Origin of the sequence: Bacillus sp. MD-5, assembly GCF_002201875.1 — a bacterium.
Taxonomy (GTDB): Bacteria; Bacillota; Bacilli; order Bacillales; family Bacillaceae; genus Bacillus; species Bacillus stercoris.
Genome location: NZ_CP021911.1, coordinates 869,242 through 889,305, shown reverse-complemented (window position 1 = coordinate 889,305; position 20,064 = coordinate 869,242). Strand labels below are relative to the sequence as shown.

General features: G+C 43.6%; 18 protein-coding genes. 9 read left to right on the top strand and 9 right to left on the bottom strand.

Annotated features, from left to right (window positions below):
• Positions 1-17: 17 nt before the first annotated feature.
• Entirely contained in the window at positions 18-1,352 is a 1,335-nt protein-coding gene (locus CDO84_RS04310) for a hemolysin family protein (RefSeq protein WP_040083600.1), read from the top strand.
• A 58-nt stretch (positions 1,353-1,410) separates the two neighbouring features.
• Here the strand turns inward: CDO84_RS04310 and CDO84_RS04305 are convergent, their stop codons facing one another.
• Positions 1,411-2,010, bottom strand: a complete 600-nt coding sequence (locus CDO84_RS04305) for a 1-acylglycerol-3-phosphate O-acyltransferase (protein WP_014663357.1) — start codon at positions 2,008-2,010, stop codon at positions 1,411-1,413.
• A gap of 134 nt (positions 2,011-2,144) precedes the next feature.
• A complete protein-coding gene (akrN, locus tag CDO84_RS04300) occupies positions 2,145-3,140 on the bottom strand; it encodes an aldo/keto reductase AkrN (protein WP_040083601.1) in 996 nt (331 codons plus the stop codon).
• A gap of 196 nt (positions 3,141-3,336) precedes the next feature.
• Between akrN and sigM the strand changes: the two genes are divergently transcribed.
• From sigM to CDO84_RS04285, 3 genes are read left to right on the top strand one after another with little or no spacing between them, the layout of a single operon-like run.
• A complete protein-coding gene (sigM, locus tag CDO84_RS04295; RefSeq protein WP_003224177.1) occupies positions 3,337-3,828 on the top strand; it encodes an RNA polymerase sigma factor SigM in 492 nt (163 codons plus the stop codon).
• Complete coding sequence (locus CDO84_RS04290; protein ID WP_082033029.1) at positions 3,818-4,894, top strand: anti-sigma factor; 1,077 nt, start codon at positions 3,818-3,820, stop codon at positions 4,892-4,894. Before sigM ends, CDO84_RS04290 begins: the two co-directional genes overlap by 11 nt.
• Positions 4,882-5,172: an anti-sigma-M factor gene (locus CDO84_RS04285; RefSeq protein ID WP_003233341.1), complete on the top strand. Its 291-nt coding sequence runs from the start codon at positions 4,882-4,884 to the stop codon at positions 5,170-5,172. Before CDO84_RS04290 ends, CDO84_RS04285 begins: the two co-directional genes overlap by 13 nt.
• Before the next feature lie 32 nt (positions 5,173-5,204).
• Here the strand turns inward: CDO84_RS04285 and CDO84_RS04280 are convergent, their stop codons facing one another.
• Entirely contained in the window at positions 5,205-5,633 is a 429-nt protein-coding gene (locus CDO84_RS04280; protein ID WP_040083604.1) for a GNAT family N-acetyltransferase, read from the bottom strand.
• Positions 5,634-5,742: 109 nt separating this feature from the next.
• Between CDO84_RS04280 and pdxR the strand changes: the two genes are divergently transcribed.
• On the top strand, positions 5,743-7,152 hold the full coding sequence (pdxR, locus tag CDO84_RS04275; protein WP_040083605.1) for a MocR-like pyridoxine biosynthesis transcription factor PdxR: 1,410 nt from the start codon (positions 5,743-5,745) through the stop codon (positions 7,150-7,152).
• A 36-nt stretch (positions 7,153-7,188) separates the two neighbouring features.
• Here the strand turns inward: pdxR and CDO84_RS04270 are convergent, their stop codons facing one another.
• The 4 genes from CDO84_RS04270 to citA form a co-directional block, all read right to left on the bottom strand.
• Positions 7,189-8,544, bottom strand: a complete 1,356-nt coding sequence (locus tag CDO84_RS04270) for a sodium-dependent transporter (protein ID WP_040083606.1) — start codon at positions 8,542-8,544, stop codon at positions 7,189-7,191.
• A 122-nt stretch (positions 8,545-8,666) separates the two neighbouring features.
• Positions 8,667-10,064, bottom strand: coding sequence for a branched-chain amino acid transporter BcaP (bcaP, locus tag CDO84_RS04265; RefSeq protein ID WP_003245791.1), 1,398 nt, complete (start codon positions 10,062-10,064; stop codon positions 8,667-8,669).
• Positions 10,065-10,314: 250 nt separating this feature from the next.
• Positions 10,315-11,184 (bottom strand): SDR family oxidoreductase, encoded by an 870-nt coding sequence (locus CDO84_RS04260; protein WP_014663350.1) that lies wholly within the window; start codon positions 11,182-11,184, stop codon positions 10,315-10,317.
• Between the two features lie 73 nt (positions 11,185-11,257).
• A complete protein-coding gene (gene citA, locus CDO84_RS04255) occupies positions 11,258-12,358 on the bottom strand; it encodes a citrate synthase CitA (RefSeq protein ID WP_040083607.1) in 1,101 nt (366 codons plus the stop codon).
• Between the two features lie 108 nt (positions 12,359-12,466).
• Between citA and citR the strand changes: the two genes are divergently transcribed.
• A complete protein-coding gene (citR, locus tag CDO84_RS04250; protein ID WP_014663348.1) occupies positions 12,467-13,342 on the top strand; it encodes a transcriptional regulator CitR in 876 nt (291 codons plus the stop codon).
• 69 nt (positions 13,343-13,411) lie between these two features.
• Here citR and lytE read toward each other — a convergent pair whose 3' ends face one another.
• Positions 13,412-14,422: a peptidoglycan endopeptidase LytE gene (gene lytE / locus CDO84_RS04245; RefSeq protein ID WP_040083608.1), complete on the bottom strand. Its 1,011-nt coding sequence runs from the start codon at positions 14,420-14,422 to the stop codon at positions 13,412-13,414.
• A gap of 530 nt (positions 14,423-14,952) precedes the next feature.
• On the opposite strand from lytE, the gene phoA reads away from it, so the two are divergent.
• A complete protein-coding gene (gene phoA / locus CDO84_RS04240) occupies positions 14,953-16,338 on the top strand; it encodes an alkaline phosphatase PhoA (RefSeq protein ID WP_082033030.1) in 1,386 nt (461 codons plus the stop codon).
• Between the two features lie 29 nt (positions 16,339-16,367).
• Here the strand turns inward: phoA and spoVR are convergent, their stop codons facing one another.
• Entirely contained in the window at positions 16,368-17,774 is a 1,407-nt protein-coding gene (gene spoVR / locus CDO84_RS04235; RefSeq protein WP_014663345.1) for a stage V sporulation protein SpoVR, read from the bottom strand.
• Between the two features lie 164 nt (positions 17,775-17,938).
• Between spoVR and CDO84_RS04230 the strand changes: the two genes are divergently transcribed.
• Both CDO84_RS04230 and nsrR read left to right on the top strand, forming a co-directional pair.
• Positions 17,939-19,465, top strand: coding sequence for a mechanosensitive ion channel (locus CDO84_RS04230; RefSeq protein WP_040083610.1), 1,527 nt, complete (start codon positions 17,939-17,941; stop codon positions 19,463-19,465).
• Between the two features lie 107 nt (positions 19,466-19,572).
• On the top strand, positions 19,573-20,013 hold the full coding sequence (gene nsrR / locus CDO84_RS04225; protein ID WP_014663343.1) for a nitric oxide-sensing transcriptional repressor NsrR: 441 nt from the start codon (positions 19,573-19,575) through the stop codon (positions 20,011-20,013).
• Positions 20,014-20,064 lie beyond the last annotated feature (51 nt).

Sequence of the window (20,064 nt, the reverse complement as noted above, 5' to 3'; positions counted from 1 at the left end):
TAGAGTGAAGGTTCTAATTGGACATAGTGAATTTGATTTTAGTTGCTGTTTTAATCGCCCTGACGGCATTTTTCGTGGCATCTGAGTTTGCCATTATCAGAATCAGAGGCTCACGGATCGATCAGCTGATCGCGGAAGGAAATAAAGCAGCAATAGCCGTAAAAAAAGTGACCACGCATCTTGATGAATATTTATCTGCGTGTCAGCTCGGAATTACACTGACTTCCATCGGATTAGGGGTCTTAGGTGAATCAACGATTGAAAGGCTGCTTCACCCGCTTTTCGTAAAATTGAACGTTCCAGGTTCCCTTTCGCATGTCATATCGTTTATTTTTGCGTATGCCATTATCACGTTCCTGCACGTTGTTGTCGGAGAACTTGCACCTAAGACAGTCGCTATCCAAAAGGCGGAAGCAGTGTCTATGCTGTTTGCGAAACCGCTGATTTGGTTTTACCGCATTATGTTCCCGTTCATTTGGCTTTTGAACAATTCCGCACGGTTATTGACAAAAGCATTTGGCCTGGAGACCGTTTCAGAAAACGAACTGGCCCACTCTGAAGAAGAGCTGCGAATCATTTTGTCTGAAAGCTATAAAAGCGGTGAAATCAACCAGTCAGAGTTTAAATATGTGAATAAAATCTTTGAATTTGACGACAGGCTCGCGAAAGAAATTATGATTCCGCGGACCGAAATTGTCAGCCTTCCGCATGATATCAAGATTTCTGAAATGATGGACATCATTCAGATTGAAAAATATACCCGCTACCCTGTGGAAGAGGGCGATAAAGATAACATTATCGGGGTTATTAACATAAAAGAAGTGCTGACCGCCTGCATCAGCGGCGAGGTATCTGTTGATTCGACCATTTCTGAATTCGTCAATCCGATCATTCATGTCATTGAATCTGCGCCGATCCAAGACCTGCTTGTCAAAATGCAAAAAGAGAGGGTCCACATGGCCATCTTGTCTGATGAATACGGCGGCACTGCCGGGCTTGTAACGGTTGAGGACATCATCGAGGAAATTGTCGGTGAAATTCGCGATGAATTTGATATTGATGAAATTAGCGAAATCCGCAAAATCGGCGAAGGCCATTATATTCTTGACGGAAAAGTGCTAATTGACCAAGTAAACGACCTGCTCGGCATTCATTTAGAGAACGAAGAAGTCGATACAATCGGCGGCTGGTTCCTTACTCAAAAATACGATGTTGAAAAAGATGATTCTATCATCGAAGAAGGCTGCGAATTCATCATTAATGAAATTGACGGCCACCACGTCGCATATATTGAAGTGAAAAAGCTTCAAGAAGAAGAACTTCTCGAGACTGCTAACCAGCAGGAAGCATAATAAGAAAAGCACCTTATACAAGGTGCTTTTCTTATTTTCACAGTTTCAGGCTAACGCCTTATAGCTGATCAAGTTTATTCTCTAATTCTTTAATCCGCTGATTCAAAGCCTCTGTCATTGCTGCAAGTCTTTCCTTTGACGGCAGGTGGGCAAAATCAGCCTGGTGAAGAGGCTCACCGATAATCAGCTTCATTTTTCCTTTTTTGAACAATTCTTTTCCGCTTGAAGGGCCCTGATATGCAGCAGGAACAAGCGGCGCTTTCCCCATTTGCGCAATTGTCACCGCACCTCTTTTCAAAGGCACGTCCTCAGAGGTTCTTGTTCCGCTTGGGAAGATACCGACAATCTCTCCTTCTTTCAGCAGCTTAATCGGTGTTTTAATACTGCTTGGCCCGGGATTTTCCCGATCTACCGGAAAGGCATGAATTTTTTGCAGAAACGAACCGATCCATTTATTTTGAAAAAGCTCTTTTTTCGCCATGTAGTGTATTTGATAAGGAAGAATCCCGACTCCGAGTGTAATCACATCAACCCAGCCGGAATGTGTACACGCGATGACAAAACCTGAATCGGCCGGAAGGTTTTCTTTGTTATACACCTTCACTCCTCCGCGAAGAGAAAGAATAACTTTTAAAGCATTTGCACAAAACTTATACATATCGCACTTCCTTTGTCGTAATCAATGATTCTTTCTGTCATCTATTATAACAATATTTTTTATTACCTGGTACTAATTTTTAAGATTTCTCCCGTTAAAACGCCAAAAAGCTGAGGATTCGCCCTCAGCTTTTGTTATATTTCCTCTCTGGTCGGCGGGGCCATAAACTCCGGTCCGACTGGGTCTGAAATTGTATTTTCCAATATGGCATTGATATCTTTCTGATCTTCACTATTCAGCGTCCAGCCTGTAATCTCAGATAGGGCCTCAAGCTGCCCAGGCTTTCTTGCTCCCCAAAGAGCGATATCCGCTCCCGGCTGATCTAAGATCCATCTGACAGCCAAGTGAATCACTGATTTTCCATAACGTGTCTTCGCCAGCTTATCCAATTGATTGACAGCAGAAAGATACTCTTTAAAGCGGGGCTTCAGGAATTTTGGATCGTGATTACGCAGATCATCGCCCTCAAATGTATATTCTTCAGTCATTTTGCCTGTTAACAGCCCTCTGCATAAACTTCCGTATAATAAGGTTGTCACCTTGTGATCTCTCGCATACGGAAGAACATTCTCTTCCATTTCTCTTTCAAACAGATTATAAGGAGGCTGAATCGTATGGAGGGGTGCAACGGCGCGAAATGTATCCATTTGCTCAATTGAAAAATTACTGACGCCAATCGCCCGGATTTTTCCCGCATCATATAATTCCTTCATGACTTCCGCTGTTTCTTCAATTGGCACAAGCGGATCAGGCCAATGCACCTGATAAAGGTCAATATAGTCTGTTTGAAGCCGTTTTAAAGAATTCTCAACTTCCTCTACAATTCTCGCTCTGTTCGCATGGCGGAACAGCTGGTTGTTCCTCCAGTCCAAAGCCGTTTTGGTTGCGAGAATTACCTTGTCTCTTTTGCCGTACTCCTTGATTGCCTTTCCGACAATTTCCTCGGACTGCCCGAAGCCGTAAGCCGGTGCGGTGTCAATCAGTGTAATCCCCTGATCAAGAGCGGCGCGGATTGTTTCAATCGATGTTTTTTCGTCAGTGCCTCCCCACATCGTTCCGCCAATGGCCCATGTGCCGAGGCCGATTCTGGAGGCTTCTATTCCTGTGTCTGCGATACTGGTATATTCCATTGTGCCACTCCTTCACTTTTTCACTATCTTTTCCCCTCTGGAAAAATTGTTAAACATTTCTCCGCACTATCTTTTGCGGCCATTTTTGGGTACTATATAGGAATGGTGTTTGATTAGGTATAAAAAAGCCGTTTGCATGTAATGTGCAACTTTAAACCTTTCTTATGCGTGTATAACATAGAGGGGAGAAAAGGCAGTGACGATCGATGAAATTTACCAAATGTACATGAATGATGTTTACAGGTTCCTGCTCTCCATGACAAAAGACAAGCATCTTGCTGAAGACTTGCTGCAGGAAACCTTTATGCGGGCATACATACACATTCACTCCTATGATCACAGCAAAGTAAAGCCCTGGCTTTTTCAAGTGGCGCGAAACGCCTTCATTGATTACGTCAGAAAGCATAAGAAAGAAGTAACCATTTCTGATGACTTAATCGGAAGCCTCTTTCAAAATGCTGTTCAGAGCCCTGCCCATCAGGTAGAGATAAAGGAAGTGCTGACTGGTTATATGTCCGAGCTCCCCGATAATTATCGGGAGGCCTTAACGTTATATTATTTAAAAGAGTTAAATTACAAAGAAGCATCCCATATTATGAATATTTCAGAGGCGAATTTTAAAAGTGTTTTATTTCGTGCCAGACAGCGGCTGAAAGCACTTTATAATAGAGGTGTTAATGATGAATGAAGAATTTAAAAAGCGTTTTGATCAATATAAAAATGGGGAAATGAGCGACCAGGAAATGAACGCATTTGAGGAAGAACTTGAGAAGCTCGAAGTATATCAGGAATTGATTGACAGCGAGCTAGAGGACGATAACGATTGGGATATCAGCATCAGTCCTGAAAAACAAAAAGCGATTTTAGCCTACGGCAAACGCAAATCTTATTTGCGAATTTCTGTGCTTGCCGTCATTTCGACATTGATGATTTTGCCGCTTTGCACGCTGGGAAGCTACCTCTATTACGGAATGGGCGGAAAACACAGCACCGGCAATGAGTTTATGGAAACCGCCGCCGTCACTGTAGCCCTGACCATGCCGAATGTTCTTGTTGATACTTCCGGGCTGAAAAGCCAAGTGAAGCTGTTTGGCATGAATACGGAATTCCCGCTGCAAAAGCAGATTGGCACGAAGACGGCTGCCGTAGGGAATGAACGGGTTGAAATGTTTTATAACAAAGTAAAAGCGCCGGCTGTAAACTACTATGACTTAGAAGCGAATAAAACCGGCCATTACTTCACACACCCTTCCAACACGTCTGAACAAACAACCGCAAAAGCAGAAAAAACATTAAAGACATTGCCTGAAGGAACGGTATCCGAGGTCTACCTTTCATATGACCGCGCATATCCGACAAAAGACGTGTATAACAAATTCAAAGGCTATGATGTGAGCTTTTTGTGGAACGCAATCGAAACAGAGAAAAACACAAATAAGACAGCTTCAACAGAACCTCTTGGCTATCCTGGAAAGGATTCAAAGTTCTTGGCTGCCCTTAATACAAAAGGCAAGTCGAATGGCGATCAGTTTATCAACGCCCTGAAATTTATGTCCAAACACGAAAAATGGGCTCAGGTCATTTCAAAACGAAAAGACCTGAATGTAGATAACCGATTAGATTATGTAGAGAAAAACGGTGTCAATGTTTACGGTTCGGTCGTTACAGGACCAACCAAGGAAATCCAGCGGATGCTGAAAAACAAATCTGTAAAATCAGCGAATGTCGGCGAGGTGGAATTATGGAACTGGTAAGAATTTTTAAAGAACACAATGTATTCGGCTGGATCTCTGTCGGGACAGCGGTTCTGTCCCTGCTCTTGCTGAATTTGGCGATTATCAGCAATGTCACGTTTTATTCCTATCAAATGCTTCCGTTCGCCATGGCTGCCGTTCCGTTCGGCGTTGTTGAACTCTTCATCAAGAGAGGACGCACAGGCCCCGGCCTGCTCGGCGTCATCCTTAATCTCTTTGTGATTATTTGTGTGTATACCATTGTATCTGTAGATACAAATTTACAGTTTGGCTTTTAAAAAAAGACGCCTTTTCAGGCGTCTTTTTTCATTTACACCGGTTTTCGGAACAAATAGCTTTCTATAGCAAAACCCATTTTTTCTGTATAAAATCGATGTGCGTCTTTACGCTGAAGGCCAGATGAAAGACTGACAAAACCAAGTCTGGCTTTACTCGCCCAGTCTGCGGCATAATCCAAAAGCATTTTGCCGTATCCCTTTGATCGGCTAGGTGCCGTTGTAACTAGATCCGCAACCCACAAGTGCTCTCCTTTATGAATGGAAACCCTCGGCTGAGCGCCGCACAGCGCTCTGATCTCTGTATCTTCATATAAGGCAAAAAGCATATACGATTCTTTCTGCACACAGGCTTCAAGCCTTTGTAAATATGTCTCGATATCTAGTTCTGTTCTCAATTCACCCATGACCGGATACGACTCAGCCCATTCTTCTTTCGTGGTTAATTGTTTGATATGAATCATCTTCTCAATCCCCTTTCCTTTCGTTACAATGATCATAGCTAATAAATGGCATTTACCAAATAGCCAATATCAGAAAAAATGACCATGCCAGATAAAAAGGAGACATGAGATGGATATCACGCCGTTTCTTGATAAAAAGAGCAAAATACCGCTGTATGAGCAGCTCTATACCTTTTTCAAACAAGAGATTTCACATGCGCGAATCTCAAAGGGAACAAAACTTCCTTCAAAACGCAGGCTCTCCAGCTTGCTCGATGTCAGCACGGCAACAATAGAACGGGCTTACGAGCAATTAACTGCTGAGGGCTATGTCAAAAGCAAGCCGAAAATCGGCTGGTTCGCCGCGGAAGTAGAACCAGATTTTCCGTCAGCTCCTGACCATTTTCAGCAGTCTGCACAGCCTGGCTCACATAAAAAGAACGCACCTGCTATTGACTTTCATCAAGGCAATGTTGATCCGGCCCACTTCCCGTTTACTGCATGGAGAAAAAGCATAGTAAAAAGTCTGGATCGCTATTCCGATTCGTTTCACACCTCTGGCGACCCTCAGGGAGAATACGAACTCAGACACACGATTGCCCGATTCGTCAGGCTGTCTCGGGGAGTCAATTGCGAGCCCGACCAGATTATCATTGGTGCAGGAACCACTGTGCTTCTGCAAATTCTTTGCCTTATGCTAAAACCAGGGACAAAAATCGGCTTTGAAGAACCGGGCTTTCACCGTTCAAGAAGGATGTTTGAAGCAAATCGCATGAATGTCATTCCGATTTGTTCTGATGCAGAAGGCGTCCTGCCGGATGAGCTCTACCGCCGGAATCCTTATTTCATGTATACGACTCCTTCGCATCAGTTTCCGCTTGGGACCATCATGACGATAACCCGCAGACAGGAGCTGCTTGCATGGGCAGCAAAATCAAATTCATTCATTATAGAGGATGATTATGACGGGGAATTTCGCTACAGCGGCCATCCCATTCCGTCTTTACAGGGTCTAGATCCGAATGGCAGAGTCATATATCTTGGCACTTTTTCAAAGTCACTTCTGCCTTCCTTGCGGCTTAGCTTCATGATGGTGCCCCCTGAACTCATGAAATCGATCAAAAACAACGCTCAGTTAATGAAGCAAACCGTCTCTGCCCACTCGCAATTCGCACTGGCAGACTTCATCGAAACCGGAGAGTGGCAAAAACACATAAATAGAATGAGAGGCCTATACCGAAAAAAACACGCTGTCCTGTTAGAAGTCATCCGCTCTGAACTAGGAAACACCGTTGAGATTCTCGGTAAAAACTCAGGGCTTCACATTCTGCTGCGTCTTTTGTTTCCAGCAAGTGAGGACGAAGCAATAAAAGCAGCCGCAAACAACGGTGCAACCATCTATCCCGTCTCCCCTTCATATAAAGTACGAACGCCTTTTGCTTCTGTCTTAATCGGTTATGGCGGTTTGTCAGAAGAGGACATCAGGCTCGGCATCCAAAAATTAAAAACGGCATGGGCGCCGTTGATATCATCTTATTAAATAAAAAAACAGGCTCCATTCCCGGAGCCTGTTTTTTTAAAAAGATAAAATTCCAATTAAATTTAAGAACACGATAATAATGGCAAGCGGCACGATAAAACGAAGCAAATAAAACCATGTGTAAAAGAATGCTTTACCTGCATTTGATCCATTTCTCATTTCTGCCAAGAGCTCGCTCTTCGAAATTTTAAGCGGGATAAAAAGAGAAATTAACAGAGCGCCTGAAGGCATTAAAACATTGCTGACGGTAAAATCGGCAATATCAAAAAACGTTTTGCCAAATAGGTGCACATCACTCAATACGCCATAAGACAAGCAGCATGGGATTCCGACCAAAAAGATCAAAAGCCCGCTCGTCCATGACAGTTTTTTTCTCTTCTTTTCGTCCCCTTTTCCGATTGTGGCGACAATAATTTCAACCATCGAAAATGCTGAGGTTAAGGCCGCAAATAAAAATGCAACGAGAAAACCGATAAAAAACAACGTGCCAAACGGCAGCTGTTCAAAAACGGCCGGAAGCACTGTAAACAGCAGTGTCGGTCCTTCATTTGGCTGAAAACCGAATGAAAAAACCGCCGGAAAAATAGCTAGACCTGCCAAGAGTGTCACAATGATATTCATCAAGACAATGGAGGCTGCCGAACGAGGGATATTTTGTGTTTTCGGCAAATAGGAGCTATAGGTCACCATCACCGATACCCCCAATGTTAACGTAAAGAAAGCCTGTCCCAGAGCGAATAATATAGATTCCGGAGTCAGATCGCTGAAATGTGGCACAAGCAGAAACTTTACGCCTTCCATTCCACCGTTAAGCGTAAGAGACCGGAGAACAAGCAGAATAAACAACAAAAACAAAATCGGCATCATCACCGCGCTGACCCGTTCAATTCCTTTTTGAACCCCTCTGGCGACAACGATGACAGTCAGTACCATAAAAACAAGCTGAGCCGTGAGCGTCTGCACCGGATTATGGATAATAGAAGCAAAAAGAGCGCCATACTGTGCTTGGGAAAGCCCGGACAGTGAGCCTGACGCCGTTTTTACGATATACAGCAAGATCCATCCTCCGATTACACTGTAAAACGACAGCACTAAGAAACACGCGGCTACACCGATCCACCCGGTAAGAAACCAAGCTGATCGCGGCGCTTCTTTTTTATATGCATCAATGGCATTCGTCTGGTTCCGTCTTCCAAAAATAAATTCCCCCACCAAAAGCGGATAGCCTAAGAGGATGGTAAATAACACGAAGATAAGAAAAAAGGCTCCTCCCCCATTGGTCCCCGCTACGTAAGGGAACTTCCAAATCGCGCCCAAGCCGATAGCCGAGCCGGCCGCTGCCATGACGAAACCAATTTTCGAAGCCCATTGGACTGGTTTTTGCTCAGACAATAAACGTCACTTCCTTTCCAGCCTATATTATCTCTTATTTTTGTCTTCATTTCTATAGATTCATTTGCCAAGAACAGAAAAGAGAGCGGCCTGTATGGCCGCTCTCTTTATCAAAAGGTTATTTATTGATTTAATTTTGAATGCTTTCTTGAATACAGAAAATAGATGACCAAGCCGATTAACAGCCACACTAGGAAGCGGACAATCGTCACCCATCCCAGATTTAAAATCAAGAACAGGCAGAACAGAATCGCCAGGCCTGGGATCACGGGAACTCCCGGGCATTTAAAAGCTCTCGGAAGATCAGGCTGTTTCTTTCTCAAAACGATAACTGCCACAGAAATCAGGACAAATGCCGACAACGTCCCGATGTTTACCAGCTTTGCAAGTTCATCCAGCGGAACAAGCGAGCCGAGAAGCGCCGACATCGTTCCGAAAAACCAAGTGGCTACATAAGGTGTTTTGTGCTTTGGATGCACTTTAGAAAGTGAGCCCGGCACAAGTCCGTCACGCGACATGGCAAACATGACGCGGGTCTGCCCGTAAAGCATCACGAGCATAACTGTTGTCATTCCCAGCACGGCGCCAATATCAATGATGCCAGCCACCCAGTTTTGCCCTGCGCTTTGAAGAACAAGAGAAACCGGATGATCCACACCCGCAAATTGAGCAAACGGGATAACCCCAGTCATGATTGCTGATACGGTGACATATAAAATCGTGCAAACCAATAAAGAGAAAATAATGCCTTTTGGCAGATCCTTCGCGGGATTTTTCGTCTCTTCCGCAGCAGAGGATACAGCATCAAATCCGATAAAAGCAAAGAATACGAGCGCCGCTGCACTGAATACGCCTCCAAAGCCCATTGGCATAAACGGCTGCCAGTTGTGCGGCTTCACGTAAACGGCTGCCACCGCGATAAACAGCAGAACAACCAGTATCTTCAAGATAACCATGATATTGTTGACTCTTTTTGATTCTTTGATGCCTAAATATAGCAAATATGTGATCGCCATTACAATGACGAATGCAGGAAGATTAAACAGAGTAAAGGTGCCTTTCACTGCGCCCGGTGCCGCTGTTAAAGCAACCGGAAGATGAATGCCGAGCCCTGATAAAAATGATTGGAAATAACCAGACCAGCCGACCGACACTGCACTTACCGCCAGCATGTATTCTAAAATTAAATCCCACCCGATAATAAAGGCCATAAGCTCTCCCAATGTCGCATAAGTGAATGTATACACCGAACCTGAAACAGGCACACTTGACGCAAACTCCGCGTAAGACAGGGCGGCGAATAAACAAGCCAGCGCCGCCACAACAAATGAAATGGTCAGTCCGGGACCTGCCGTGACTGCGCCTGTTCCCGTCAGAACAAAAATTCCTGTACCAATAATGGCGCCGATTCCAAGCAACGTTAAATCGAACGCCCCTAATTCTCTTTTTAAAGACTTTTCACCGCTCGTCGCAGCGATTAAATCCTGAATGCTTTTCTTCCTAAAAACGCTCCCTTTCATTCCCCTTCAACTCCCGATCATCTATTTTTATATATTTTATTTGAATTTTCTGAATTCATGAGCGACAATGGTCATTTTTCTGTTTTTCTACTATATTTGTACTGGTCGTGAATCATTCCTTTCTCCTACTCAATATTATATATAAAATTGCAAAAATGAAAACAAAATTGTTAGAAAAATCGACAAATTTTTTATTTTCCAATTTCTAACCACACAAAAAAACCAGCTATCAAGCTGGTTTTTTCGTTGATTACGTTGAAATAAAACGGCCGCCATTCACATGAATGGTCTGCCCTGTCATATAGGAAGATTCATCAGACGCCAGCAGAACATAGGCGCCCGCATGCTCAACCGGCTGTCCCGGTCTTCCCATCGGGGTATCCAAGCCATGCTGTTTCACTTTTTCCTCAGGGAATGTCGCCGGAATAAGCGGTGTCCAAATCGGGCCGGGCGCCACCGCATTCACTCTGATGCCTTTATCCGCAAGCGACATCGCCATGGACCGCGTAAAGGAGACAATCGCACCTTTTGTGCTGGAATAATCAATTAACGCCGTATCTCCTTCATAAGCGGTAATCGACGTCGTATTAATAATGGCACTCCCTTCTCGCAAGTGAGGCAAAGCTTTCTTCGTCATATGAAACATGGAAAAAATATTTGTGCGAAAGGTTTTTTCCAGCTGTTCTGTTGAAATATTGAGAATGCTGTCCTGGGGATGCTGTTCAGCGGCGTTGTTCACCAAGATATCTAGTTTGCCAAAATGGTCCACTGTTTGCTGCACAGCTTGTTCACAATGGTTCTCGTCCCCGACATCTCCCGGGATAAGCAAGCAGCGGACATTTTCCTTTTCGATCCGTTTACGTGTTTCCTCTGCGTCCGAATGCTCATCTAAGTAAAGAATGGAGATATCAGCCCCCTCTTTAGCAAACGCAATGGCTGCTGCTCTCCCTATCCCGCTGTCGCCTCCGGTAATGATCGCGACTTTTCCTTTCAATTTTCCGCTTCCTCGATAATCCTCGTCATCTGACAGGGGCAGCGGATTCATTTCTGATTCAATGCCCGGCTGTCTGTCCTGATGCTGGGGTTCTTGTCCTTCTGTTTGTCTGTCCATTGGGTTCACATTCATCACTCCTAGACATGTGGTTGATACTGAACATTACCACACGACAGAAGTGAATAAACGCCAAAATATGCTATGAAAGAACTTCCTCGGGAATGGCACCTGTATATTTCGCTGACGGACGGAAAATCATGTTGTTTTCTGCCTGTTCCAGCACATGGGCGCACCATCCCACCATTCGGCTTGCTGAAAAGGTCGGTGTAAACAATTCATCGTCAAAATCGATGGCCTTCATCACAGCAGCCGCATAAAATTCAACATTTGTGTACAGCTTTCGTCCCGGTTTGTAGATTTCAAGCAAGCGAATCGCTTCTGCTTCTACATGCAGGGCAAGATCGAGATCGCGGTCATTGCCGGCCACCTCTTCTGCTTTCTGTCTCAAAGCTTCTGCCCTCGGGTCTTTTGTTTTGTACACCCTGTGGCCAAATCCCATCAACCGCTCTCCTTTTTCAAGTTTTTCTTTCAGATATGCTTCAGCATGTTCTTTTTCTCCAATGTCTTCAAGCATTTTTGTCACCGCAGAAGGGGCGCCTCCGTGGAGCGGGCCTTTCATCGTGCCAAGAGCAGCCGTGACGGCTGACACTAAATCACTTTCTGTAGATAATGTGACCCTTGCCGAAAAAGTGGATGCGTTCATGCCGTGCTCCATGGCCAGAATCATATAGGTTTCAAGCGCTTTCTTTTTTGCCTCTGAAGGCTGTTCACCTGTGAGCATATAATAATAGTTTTCGACATGTCCGTACTGGGAAGAGGGTGTTATTGCTTGTTCACCGCGCGTCCATCTTTTTCTGTAGGCAATGATGGAGGGCGTGATTGCAATCAGCCGGATTGCTTCTTCTGTTTTCGGTTGGAATGTGTACGTATTTTCCCCCAATGCTGACACAACCGTTCTCAGCACCGACATATCGTCCATGTTGTTTGGCAATGACTGAACCAAGCGCTCAATGTGTTCCGGAAGGTGCCGGTCCGCAGCCAGCTTATCTTTAAATACCTGCAATTCTTCAGCTGAAGGCAGTTTCCCAAATAAAATCAAATAAGTCGCTTCTTCAAAGCTATGATTCAGTGCGATGTCTTTTGCATGATGGCCTCTGTAAATCAGACGCCCTTTTTCACCATCAATATGGCTGATGAATGTTTCCACACATGTAATTCCCTTTAATCCGTAATGTACCATTTGTATTCCCCCTATCCTTTTCTGTTATTATAGTAAATATAATATTTAAAAAATAATGAATATTTTAAAGGAAATTAATTAAAAATATTAATCAGAGGGAGAATAGAAATGGATTTCAAATGGCTTCATACCTTTGTGACCGCTGCGAAATATGAAAACTTCCGAAAAACAGCTGAAACGCTTTTCTTATCTCAGCCCACTGTGACTGTGCATATCAAGCAATTAGAAAAAGAAATCAGCTGCAAGCTGTTTGAGCGAAAAGGCAGACAGATCCAGCTGACTGATGAAGGCAGGGCTTATTTACCGTATGCGCTCAGGCTGCTTGATGATTATGAAAACAGCATGGCAGAGCTTCACAGAGTGCGACAAGGCTACTCTCAAACCTTACAGCTCGCGGTTTCTCCGCTTATTGCAGATACTGTGCTTCCTTCTGTCATGAAGCGGTACACAGCAATGAACACGGAAACAGAAATGGCGGTGACGATTTTCGAATCAGCGGAAATCGCATCACTGATAAAAGCCGGGGAAGCTGATATCGGACTGAGCTGTCTAAAGGTACAGTCTTCCTCTTTAAGCTGCCACTGCCTTTATAAAGACCCTGTCGTCCTTGTTGCCCCGCCCGATCAGCGTTTCATAGAAGACAAAGAAATTGATGCCAAAGAGGTGCTCGAGCAATACCTGCTTTTGACCCACAATCATCCTGATTACTGGGACGACTTGCTCCGTCAAGTCAGAGTGACATTTCCATTTGTGAGGACAATGAAGGTTACACAAACACATATAACGAAACGGTTTATCAAGGAAGGACTCGGGGTTTCATTTCTGCCTTTATCTACAGTAAAGCGGGAGTTAGCAGAAAAACAGATGATCAGAATCCCTTATCAGTCTGCTCAGCTGCCCTATGCCGGCGCTTATGCAATCGCCCTTTATGAAAATAAGAAAGAAAAAAAATTCTTGGATTTTTTATCACATTTTCATTTTTAGGAGCAACCAAAATGGATGTGCTCCGTCTAATGAAAAAAACCCGTTCCAATGAACGGGTTTTCTCTAAAATTAGAATCTTTTCGCACCGAGGTAACGAGGCTTCCAGTAGCTGTTGTCCAGGCTGCTGATTTGTACGCCGTCAGATCCTGCATGAATGAAGCTGTTGTTTCCAATGTAAATCCCCATGTGAGAAGGGCCGGATTTATATGTTGTGAAGAAGACGAAGTCACCAACAGACGGGCTGGCAATGCTTTTCATAGAACTCCAGTATCCCGCAGTGCTTGTTCTGCCCACACTTGTTTGTTTATTCAGTACATACCAAATGAATCCGCTGCAGTCAAAGCCAGAAGTTGTCGTTCCGCCCCATTTATATGGCGTTCCGACTAACGCTTTCGCATCAGAAACCAGCTTGCTCACATTCAGTGATGTAGTAGATGATGCTTTGCTGCTTGAAGATGATGAAGAAGAAGCAGGTTTGGAGCTGCTAGTGCTTGTTCCTTTCACCTTCAATACTTGGTTGACATAGATTACATCTGACTTTAAGCCGTTTAAGGTTTTTAATTTGCTAACCGTAGTGCCGTATTGTTTTGCGATTTTAGACAGACTGTCCCCGCGCTTCACTTTATAAGTGGAAGTTGAAGACGTTGATACGCTCGATGAGCTGGAGCTGCTTGAACTTGATGAGCCTTTCAGTTTCAGGACTTGTCCAACACGAAGCAAGTCTGATTTTAAGCCATTCAGTTTTTTCAGTTCATTGACTGTCATGCCGTATTTTTTTGAAATTTTCCACAGGCTGTCTCCGCTCTTTACTTTGTATGTAGAAGAAGCGGAAGAAGAAGAACTGCTGCTTTTTGAACTTGTAGATTTGCCGTTAATCGATAAAGTCTGTCCCACATAAATAAAGTCTGAACGAAGGTGGTTCTCTGATTTAATTTTACTGATCGTTGTGTCGTATTTTCTTGAAAGATCCCATAACGTGTCGCCTTTTTTCACCTTAATGCTTTGTGCAGACGCCGCTCCTGCAAATAATGTCGATCCTAAAACAACTGCTGTCGTAGCTGTAATGATTTGCTTTTTCATATTTTCCTCCCCAAATGTTAACTCTATATATATATGTATCTCTTTTTTTAAATTAATCTTATTGGTTTCTATTATAAGGATAGATTCCCATCAGAAATAGTCTTGACTTCATGTGACAAATTTCTTAATTATTCGTTCTAAAAAAAAGTTTTTAAGGGTATTAAATATTTCATTTTCGTTGCAAAAGTGACAATAAACGAGTGCTTTTGTCATGTTTTTTGGGATGTTTTTCAACATAAAGGAAATAAATGAAAACTTCCGGGGGTCCACTCACTTATGGAAGAATGTGTGATAAAGAATATACGAGGAAGGCTGCGGTTATCCGCAGTTTTTTTATTTAAACAAACATATCATGCAAGGACAGAGAGGTAAAGATTTTTCTGAAAAATGAATGCTTTGAACCAACTAAGGCAAAATAACGAAACGGCGTTTTTCATTTCCTTACAATGCTTTACTTAATGTTTACACGATCAACAGATTCATTTAACAAAATTTCCCTAACATGACAAACATAACACATTAAAGGAGGCATGCTAAAAATGAATTTGTTTCAAAATATGAAATCAAAACTTCTGCCAATCGCCGCTGTTTCTGTCCTTACAGCTGGAATCTTTGCCGGAGCCGAACTCCAGCAAACCGAAACGGCAAGCGCCAAAAAACAAGACAAAGCTGAGATCAGAAATGTCATTGTGATGATAGGCGACGGCATGGGGACGTCTTACATAAACGCCTACCGTTCCCTGAAAAATAACGGTGAAACACCGAATAACCCCAAATTGACTGAATTTGACCGGAATTTGACAGGCATGATGATGACGCATCCGGATGACCCTGATTATAATATTACAGATTCAGCAGCTGCCGGAACAGCATTAGCGACAGGCGTTAAGACATATAACAATGCAATTGGCGTCGATAAAAACGGAAAAAAAGTGAAATCTGTGCTTGAAGAGGCCAAACAGCAAGGCAAGTCAACAGGGCTTGTTGCAACGTCTGAAATTAACCACGCCACCCCTGCCGCATATGGGGCCCACAATAAATCTCGGAAAAACATGGACCAAATCGCCAATAGCTATATGGATGACAAAATAAAAGGCAAACAAAAAATAGACGTTTTGCTTGGCGGCGGAAAATCGTATTTTAACCGCAAGGACAGAAACTTGACAAAGGAATTCAAACAAGCTGGCTACAGCTATGTGACAACTAAACAAGCACTGAAGAAAAATAAGGATCAGCAGGTGCTCGGGCTTTTCGCGGATGGAGGACTTGCTAAAGCGCTTGATCGCGACAGCAAAACACCGTCTCTCAAAGACATGACGGTTTCAGCAATTGAACGCTTGAACCAAAATAAAAAAGGATTTTTCTTGATGGTCGAAGGCAGCCAAATTGACTGGGCGGCCCATGACAATGATACAGTAGGAGCCATGAGCGAGGTTAAAGACTTTGAACAGGCCTATAAAGCCGCGATTGAATTTGCGAAAAAAGACAAACATACACTTGTGATTGCAGCTGCAGACCATACAACCGGCGGCTTTACCATTGGCGCAAACGGCGAAAAGAATTGGCATGCAGAGCCGATTCTCTCCGCAAAGAAAACGCCTGAATTTATGGCCAAAAAAATCAGTGAGGGCAAGCCGGTCAAAGATGTGCTCACCCGCTATACCAATCTGGCATTCACATCTGAAGAAATCAAAAGCGTTGAAGCAGCTGTACAGGCTGACAAAAGCAAAGGGGCCTACAAAGCCATCATCAAGATTTTTAATACTCGATCTAACAGCGGATGGACGAGTACGGATCACACCGGCGAACAAGTGCCGGTATACGCGTACGGTCCCGGAAAAGAAAAATTCCGCGGATTGATTAACAATACCGATCAGGCAAATATCATATTTAAGATTTTAAAAGCTGGAAAATAAAAAGGATGCAGAACGCTGCATCCTTTTTTTTATAAATACCTGCGGTGAACACCTTTTCCATCATACGAAAACATGACTTCCTTATCCTCAAGCACAGACTCAATGTGCACGCTTCTTCCCCAAAGCTGGAATAAATAAGGGAGCACTTTCTCCAAGTATTTCAAATCAAGCTCTATGCCCTCATACCAATGCTTAATATAGAGTTCGTTATTTTTCATATAATCGCCGTCGTTTACCGTCAGATATGGAAAGCCGCCATTTACCCGCATGCTTACGAGCTGGTCACGCACCGACTTCCACTCTTTATCAATGATCTTATAATCTCTGCCCTGTTTTTGAAACAAATAAAGATCTTCGCGCATGACTAAGTCTTTGGTTAAATAATTGCGGATGAAAGAGATATCGGATTCAATCTCCCTGACCTCAAACATTTTCTCCCGGCCGGAGTCAGGCTGCACGCCCATTTTCTTCATTTCCTCCGTCGGGTTGTTGTACCGCTCCTCAATGTCTTCAAATATTTTCAGCCCTAAATAATAAGGGTTAATGCCTGTTTTGGACGGCTGAACGACACCTGCATTCAGCTTGGCGAACTCGATCGCTTCATCAGAGGTTAAATCAAGCTCACGTATAATTCGCTGGTGCCAATAGGAAGCCCAGCCCTCATTCATAATCTTTGTTTCCAGCTGAGGCCAGAAATAAAGCATTTCCTCCCTCATCATCGTTAATATATCACGCTGCCATGGCTCCAGCTCTCGGGAATGCTCCTCGATAAAAAGCAGGATATCTTTTTCCGGCCGCGGCGGGAACGGTTTTTTCGATTTTTTCACTTGTTTTTTCGGTTTCTTTTCATCCAAAGACCATAGATCATCGTAAGGCGTGGCTGCCTCTTCAATCTCCTCTTCCTCATCATCCACACTCCATTGGAGCTTTGGGCGGACCAACGATGGATCGATATGTTCCTGAATCGCAAGGATCGCATCTAAAAATGACTCTACTTCTTTTATCCCGTGAACCTGTTCATAGTGTTTTATCCGTTCAGCCGTTGCCGCCATGCTTTCCACCATATCGCGCTTCGTGTTTTGGAAACGGCAGTTGTTTTTGAAGAAATCGCAATGGGCAAGAACGTGAGCGACAATCAATTTATTTTGGATCAGTGAGTTGCTGTCCAGCAAAAAAGCGTAGCATGGATCTGAGTTAATGACCAGCTCATAAATCTTGCTTAATCCCAGATCATAATGCAGCTTCATTTTGTGAAACTGCTTGCCAAAGCTCCAGTGGCTGAATCTTGTCGGCATCCCGTACGCGCCAAATGTATAAATAATTTCAGCCGGGCAGATTTCATATCTCATCGGGTAGAAATCAAGGCCGAATCCTTTTGCAATTTCGGTAATTTCCTCAATTGCCCGCTGTAATTCTTTCTTCTCCTCCGCGTTCAACCGAATCCCCCCTACTTGGACTTATCTATAATGTATGAGCCCGCCAGACAAAAGATGATAGCCTCACTCTGGCTAGAAAAAAATTCTCCAGCACATTCAGTAGTTTGCTTATTGGATCAGTGGGTAAACACACACCATACTACGAAAAAAAGGAGCGATACCAATTGAATGTAGCAGACGTGCTTTCTTCTTATCTCAGTAAGCTGCCAAACGTAATTATTGCTTTACTTGTCTTATTAATCGGATGGGCTATCGCTAAAATCATTGAAAAAGCGGTATACAAAGGACTCAGCAAAACAAAAATCGATGACAAGCTCTTTGCTGGGAAAAAGCCTTCACGCTATTCCTCGGAAAAAGTCATAAGCAAGGTCGTTTATTTTATCGCATTGATCATCGTCTTTATTTTATTCTTTAACATTTTGCACCTGACAACAGTGGCATCACCATTTGTCAGTATGCTGTCGGCGATTGCAGCGGCGATCCCAAGCGTACTGAAAGCCGGACTCATTTTGCTGTTAGGATGGGCTGCAGCCTCTGTTTTGAGCTTCCTTGTCAAAAAAATCGGGATGAAGCTGAACACGAGTGACAAACTGCGCAAGTGGAATTTGGTGTCTGAAGGAAAAGATATTCATCAGGCAGTCAATACCGCTTCACAAATTGTCTTTTATCTCGTGCTGCTTGTTTTCCTGCCAGGGGTCTTATCTTCTTTAAAAATAAGCGGCATTTCAGGTCCTTTTACAAATATGATGGAAAGCGTGCTCGCTTTTCTGCCGAAATTATTTGCAGCGGCGCTTATCGTATTAATCGGCTGGCTTGTTGCCCGCCTTGTACGTGATATCGTTACGAATTTCCTTGCAAGCATCGGCACTGAAAGATTCGCGGCACGTATGGGTTTATCCATTTACTTAAAAGATACAAGCCTTTCTGCAGTCATCGGAACAATCGCTTATGTGCTGATTATGATTCCGGTGGTCATTTCGGCGCTGGATCAGCTGGATGTCGCCGGCATTTCAAAACCGGCTGTCTCTATGCTGAATACGATTTTAAACATGCTTCCGAACATCATGATGGCCATCGTGCTTGTTTTAGCTGGTTTGTGGGCAGGAAAATGGGTGAAATCCATGGTGTCCGGACTGCTCCATCGCGCAGGCTTTGATTCTGTCTTAGGGAAAATGGGCATGGAAGCCGGAACGCCTGCAAAGCTGTCCTTGTCTCAAGTTGTCGGTTTGATTGCGCAAATCATCGTCATTCTGCTGTTTACAGCCGAGGCGCTTCAAATTGTTCGGCTGCACTTCCTCGTAGAAATTGCGACTGGCATCATCGCGTATCTGCCGAATGTCCTTGTCGCCGTATTCATTCTCGGAATCGGCCTTTACGCCGGGGAATTGGTGCGAAAAGTGCTCGCAAGCATGATAAAAGGCAAGGAATTCAAATCTTTAGCGGCCATCGCTAAATACACCATTATCGCACTTGCTTTCTTTATGGCCCTGGATCAGCTTGGTGTCGCTGCGACAATCGTCAATTCCGCGTTCATCATCGTTCTTAGCGGCTTCGCACTCGCTTTTGGTTTATCCTTCGGCCTTGGCGGAAAAGATTTTGCATCACGTTATCTGTCTACATTTGAACGCAAAATGCAAAACACCGAAATTGAAAAAAAACGCCAAAACCAAAATCCGCCAAATGACATGTAAACAAAAGAACATGCACCCAGCAGGGTGCATGTTTTTTAATTCCTTTTTTTTCATTTTTCAATCGATTATGATAAGATATAGAAAATGTCTTATTCTGAGGTCTTATTATGAAGTTAACCAATTATACAGATTATTCATTAAGAGTGTTGATTTTTCTGGCTGCAGAGCGTCCCGGAGAACTTTCAAATATAAAGCAGATTGCTGAAACGTATTCTATTTCAAAAAATCATCTTATGAAAGTCATTTACAGGCTCGGCCAGCTCGGCTACGTAGAAACGATACGCGGACGAGGCGGCGGCATACGATTAGGCATGTCCCCTGAAGACATCAACATCGGTGAGGTTGTCAGAAAAACGGAGGACGATTTTAATATTGTTGAATGTTTTGATGCGAACAAGAATCTCTGCATTATTTCCCCGGTGTGCGGCTTAAAACATGTGCTTAATGAAGCGCTTTTGGCCTATCTTGCGGTTTTAGACAAATATACACTGCGCGACCTCGTCAAAAACAAAGAAGATATCATGAAGCTTTTAAAAATGAAGGAATAGATCCATGATTCCTTCTTTTTTTGTGCCCTTTTGCCCCTTTTGTATTAAGAT

Excerpts from the sequence above, each read along its gene's own strand:
- CDO84_RS04305 (WP_014663357.1), bottom strand. The coding sequence starts at position 2,010 with ATGTATAAGTTTTGTGCAAATGCTTTAAAAGTTATTCTTTCTCTTCGC.
- akrN (WP_040083601.1), bottom strand. The coding sequence starts at position 3,140 with ATGGAATATACCAGTATCGCAGACACAGGAATAGAAGCCTCCAGAATC.
- CDO84_RS04290 (WP_082033029.1), top strand. The coding sequence starts at position 3,818 with ATGATGAATGAAGAATTTAAAAAGCGTTTTGATCAATATAAAAATGGG.
- CDO84_RS04285 (WP_003233341.1), top strand. The coding sequence starts at position 4,882 with ATGGAACTGGTAAGAATTTTTAAAGAACACAATGTATTCGGCTGGATC.
- CDO84_RS04280 (WP_040083604.1), bottom strand. The coding sequence starts at position 5,633 with ATGATTCATATCAAACAATTAACCACGAAAGAAGAATGGGCTGAGTCG.
- pdxR (WP_040083605.1), top strand. The coding sequence starts at position 5,743 with ATGGATATCACGCCGTTTCTTGATAAAAAGAGCAAAATACCGCTGTAT.
- bcaP (WP_003245791.1), bottom strand. The coding sequence starts at position 10,064 with ATGAAAGGGAGCGTTTTTAGGAAGAAAAGCATTCAGGATTTAATCGCT.
- citA (WP_040083607.1), bottom strand. The coding sequence starts at position 12,358 with ATGGTACATTACGGATTAAAGGGAATTACATGTGTGGAAACATTCATC.
- citR (WP_014663348.1), top strand. The coding sequence starts at position 12,467 with ATGGATTTCAAATGGCTTCATACCTTTGTGACCGCTGCGAAATATGAA.
- lytE (WP_040083608.1), bottom strand. The coding sequence starts at position 14,422 with ATGAAAAAGCAAATCATTACAGCTACGACAGCAGTTGTTTTAGGATCG.
- phoA (WP_082033030.1), top strand. The coding sequence starts at position 14,953 with ATGCTAAAAATGAATTTGTTTCAAAATATGAAATCAAAACTTCTGCCA.
- nsrR (WP_014663343.1), top strand. The coding sequence starts at position 19,573 with ATGAAGTTAACCAATTATACAGATTATTCATTAAGAGTGTTGATTTTT.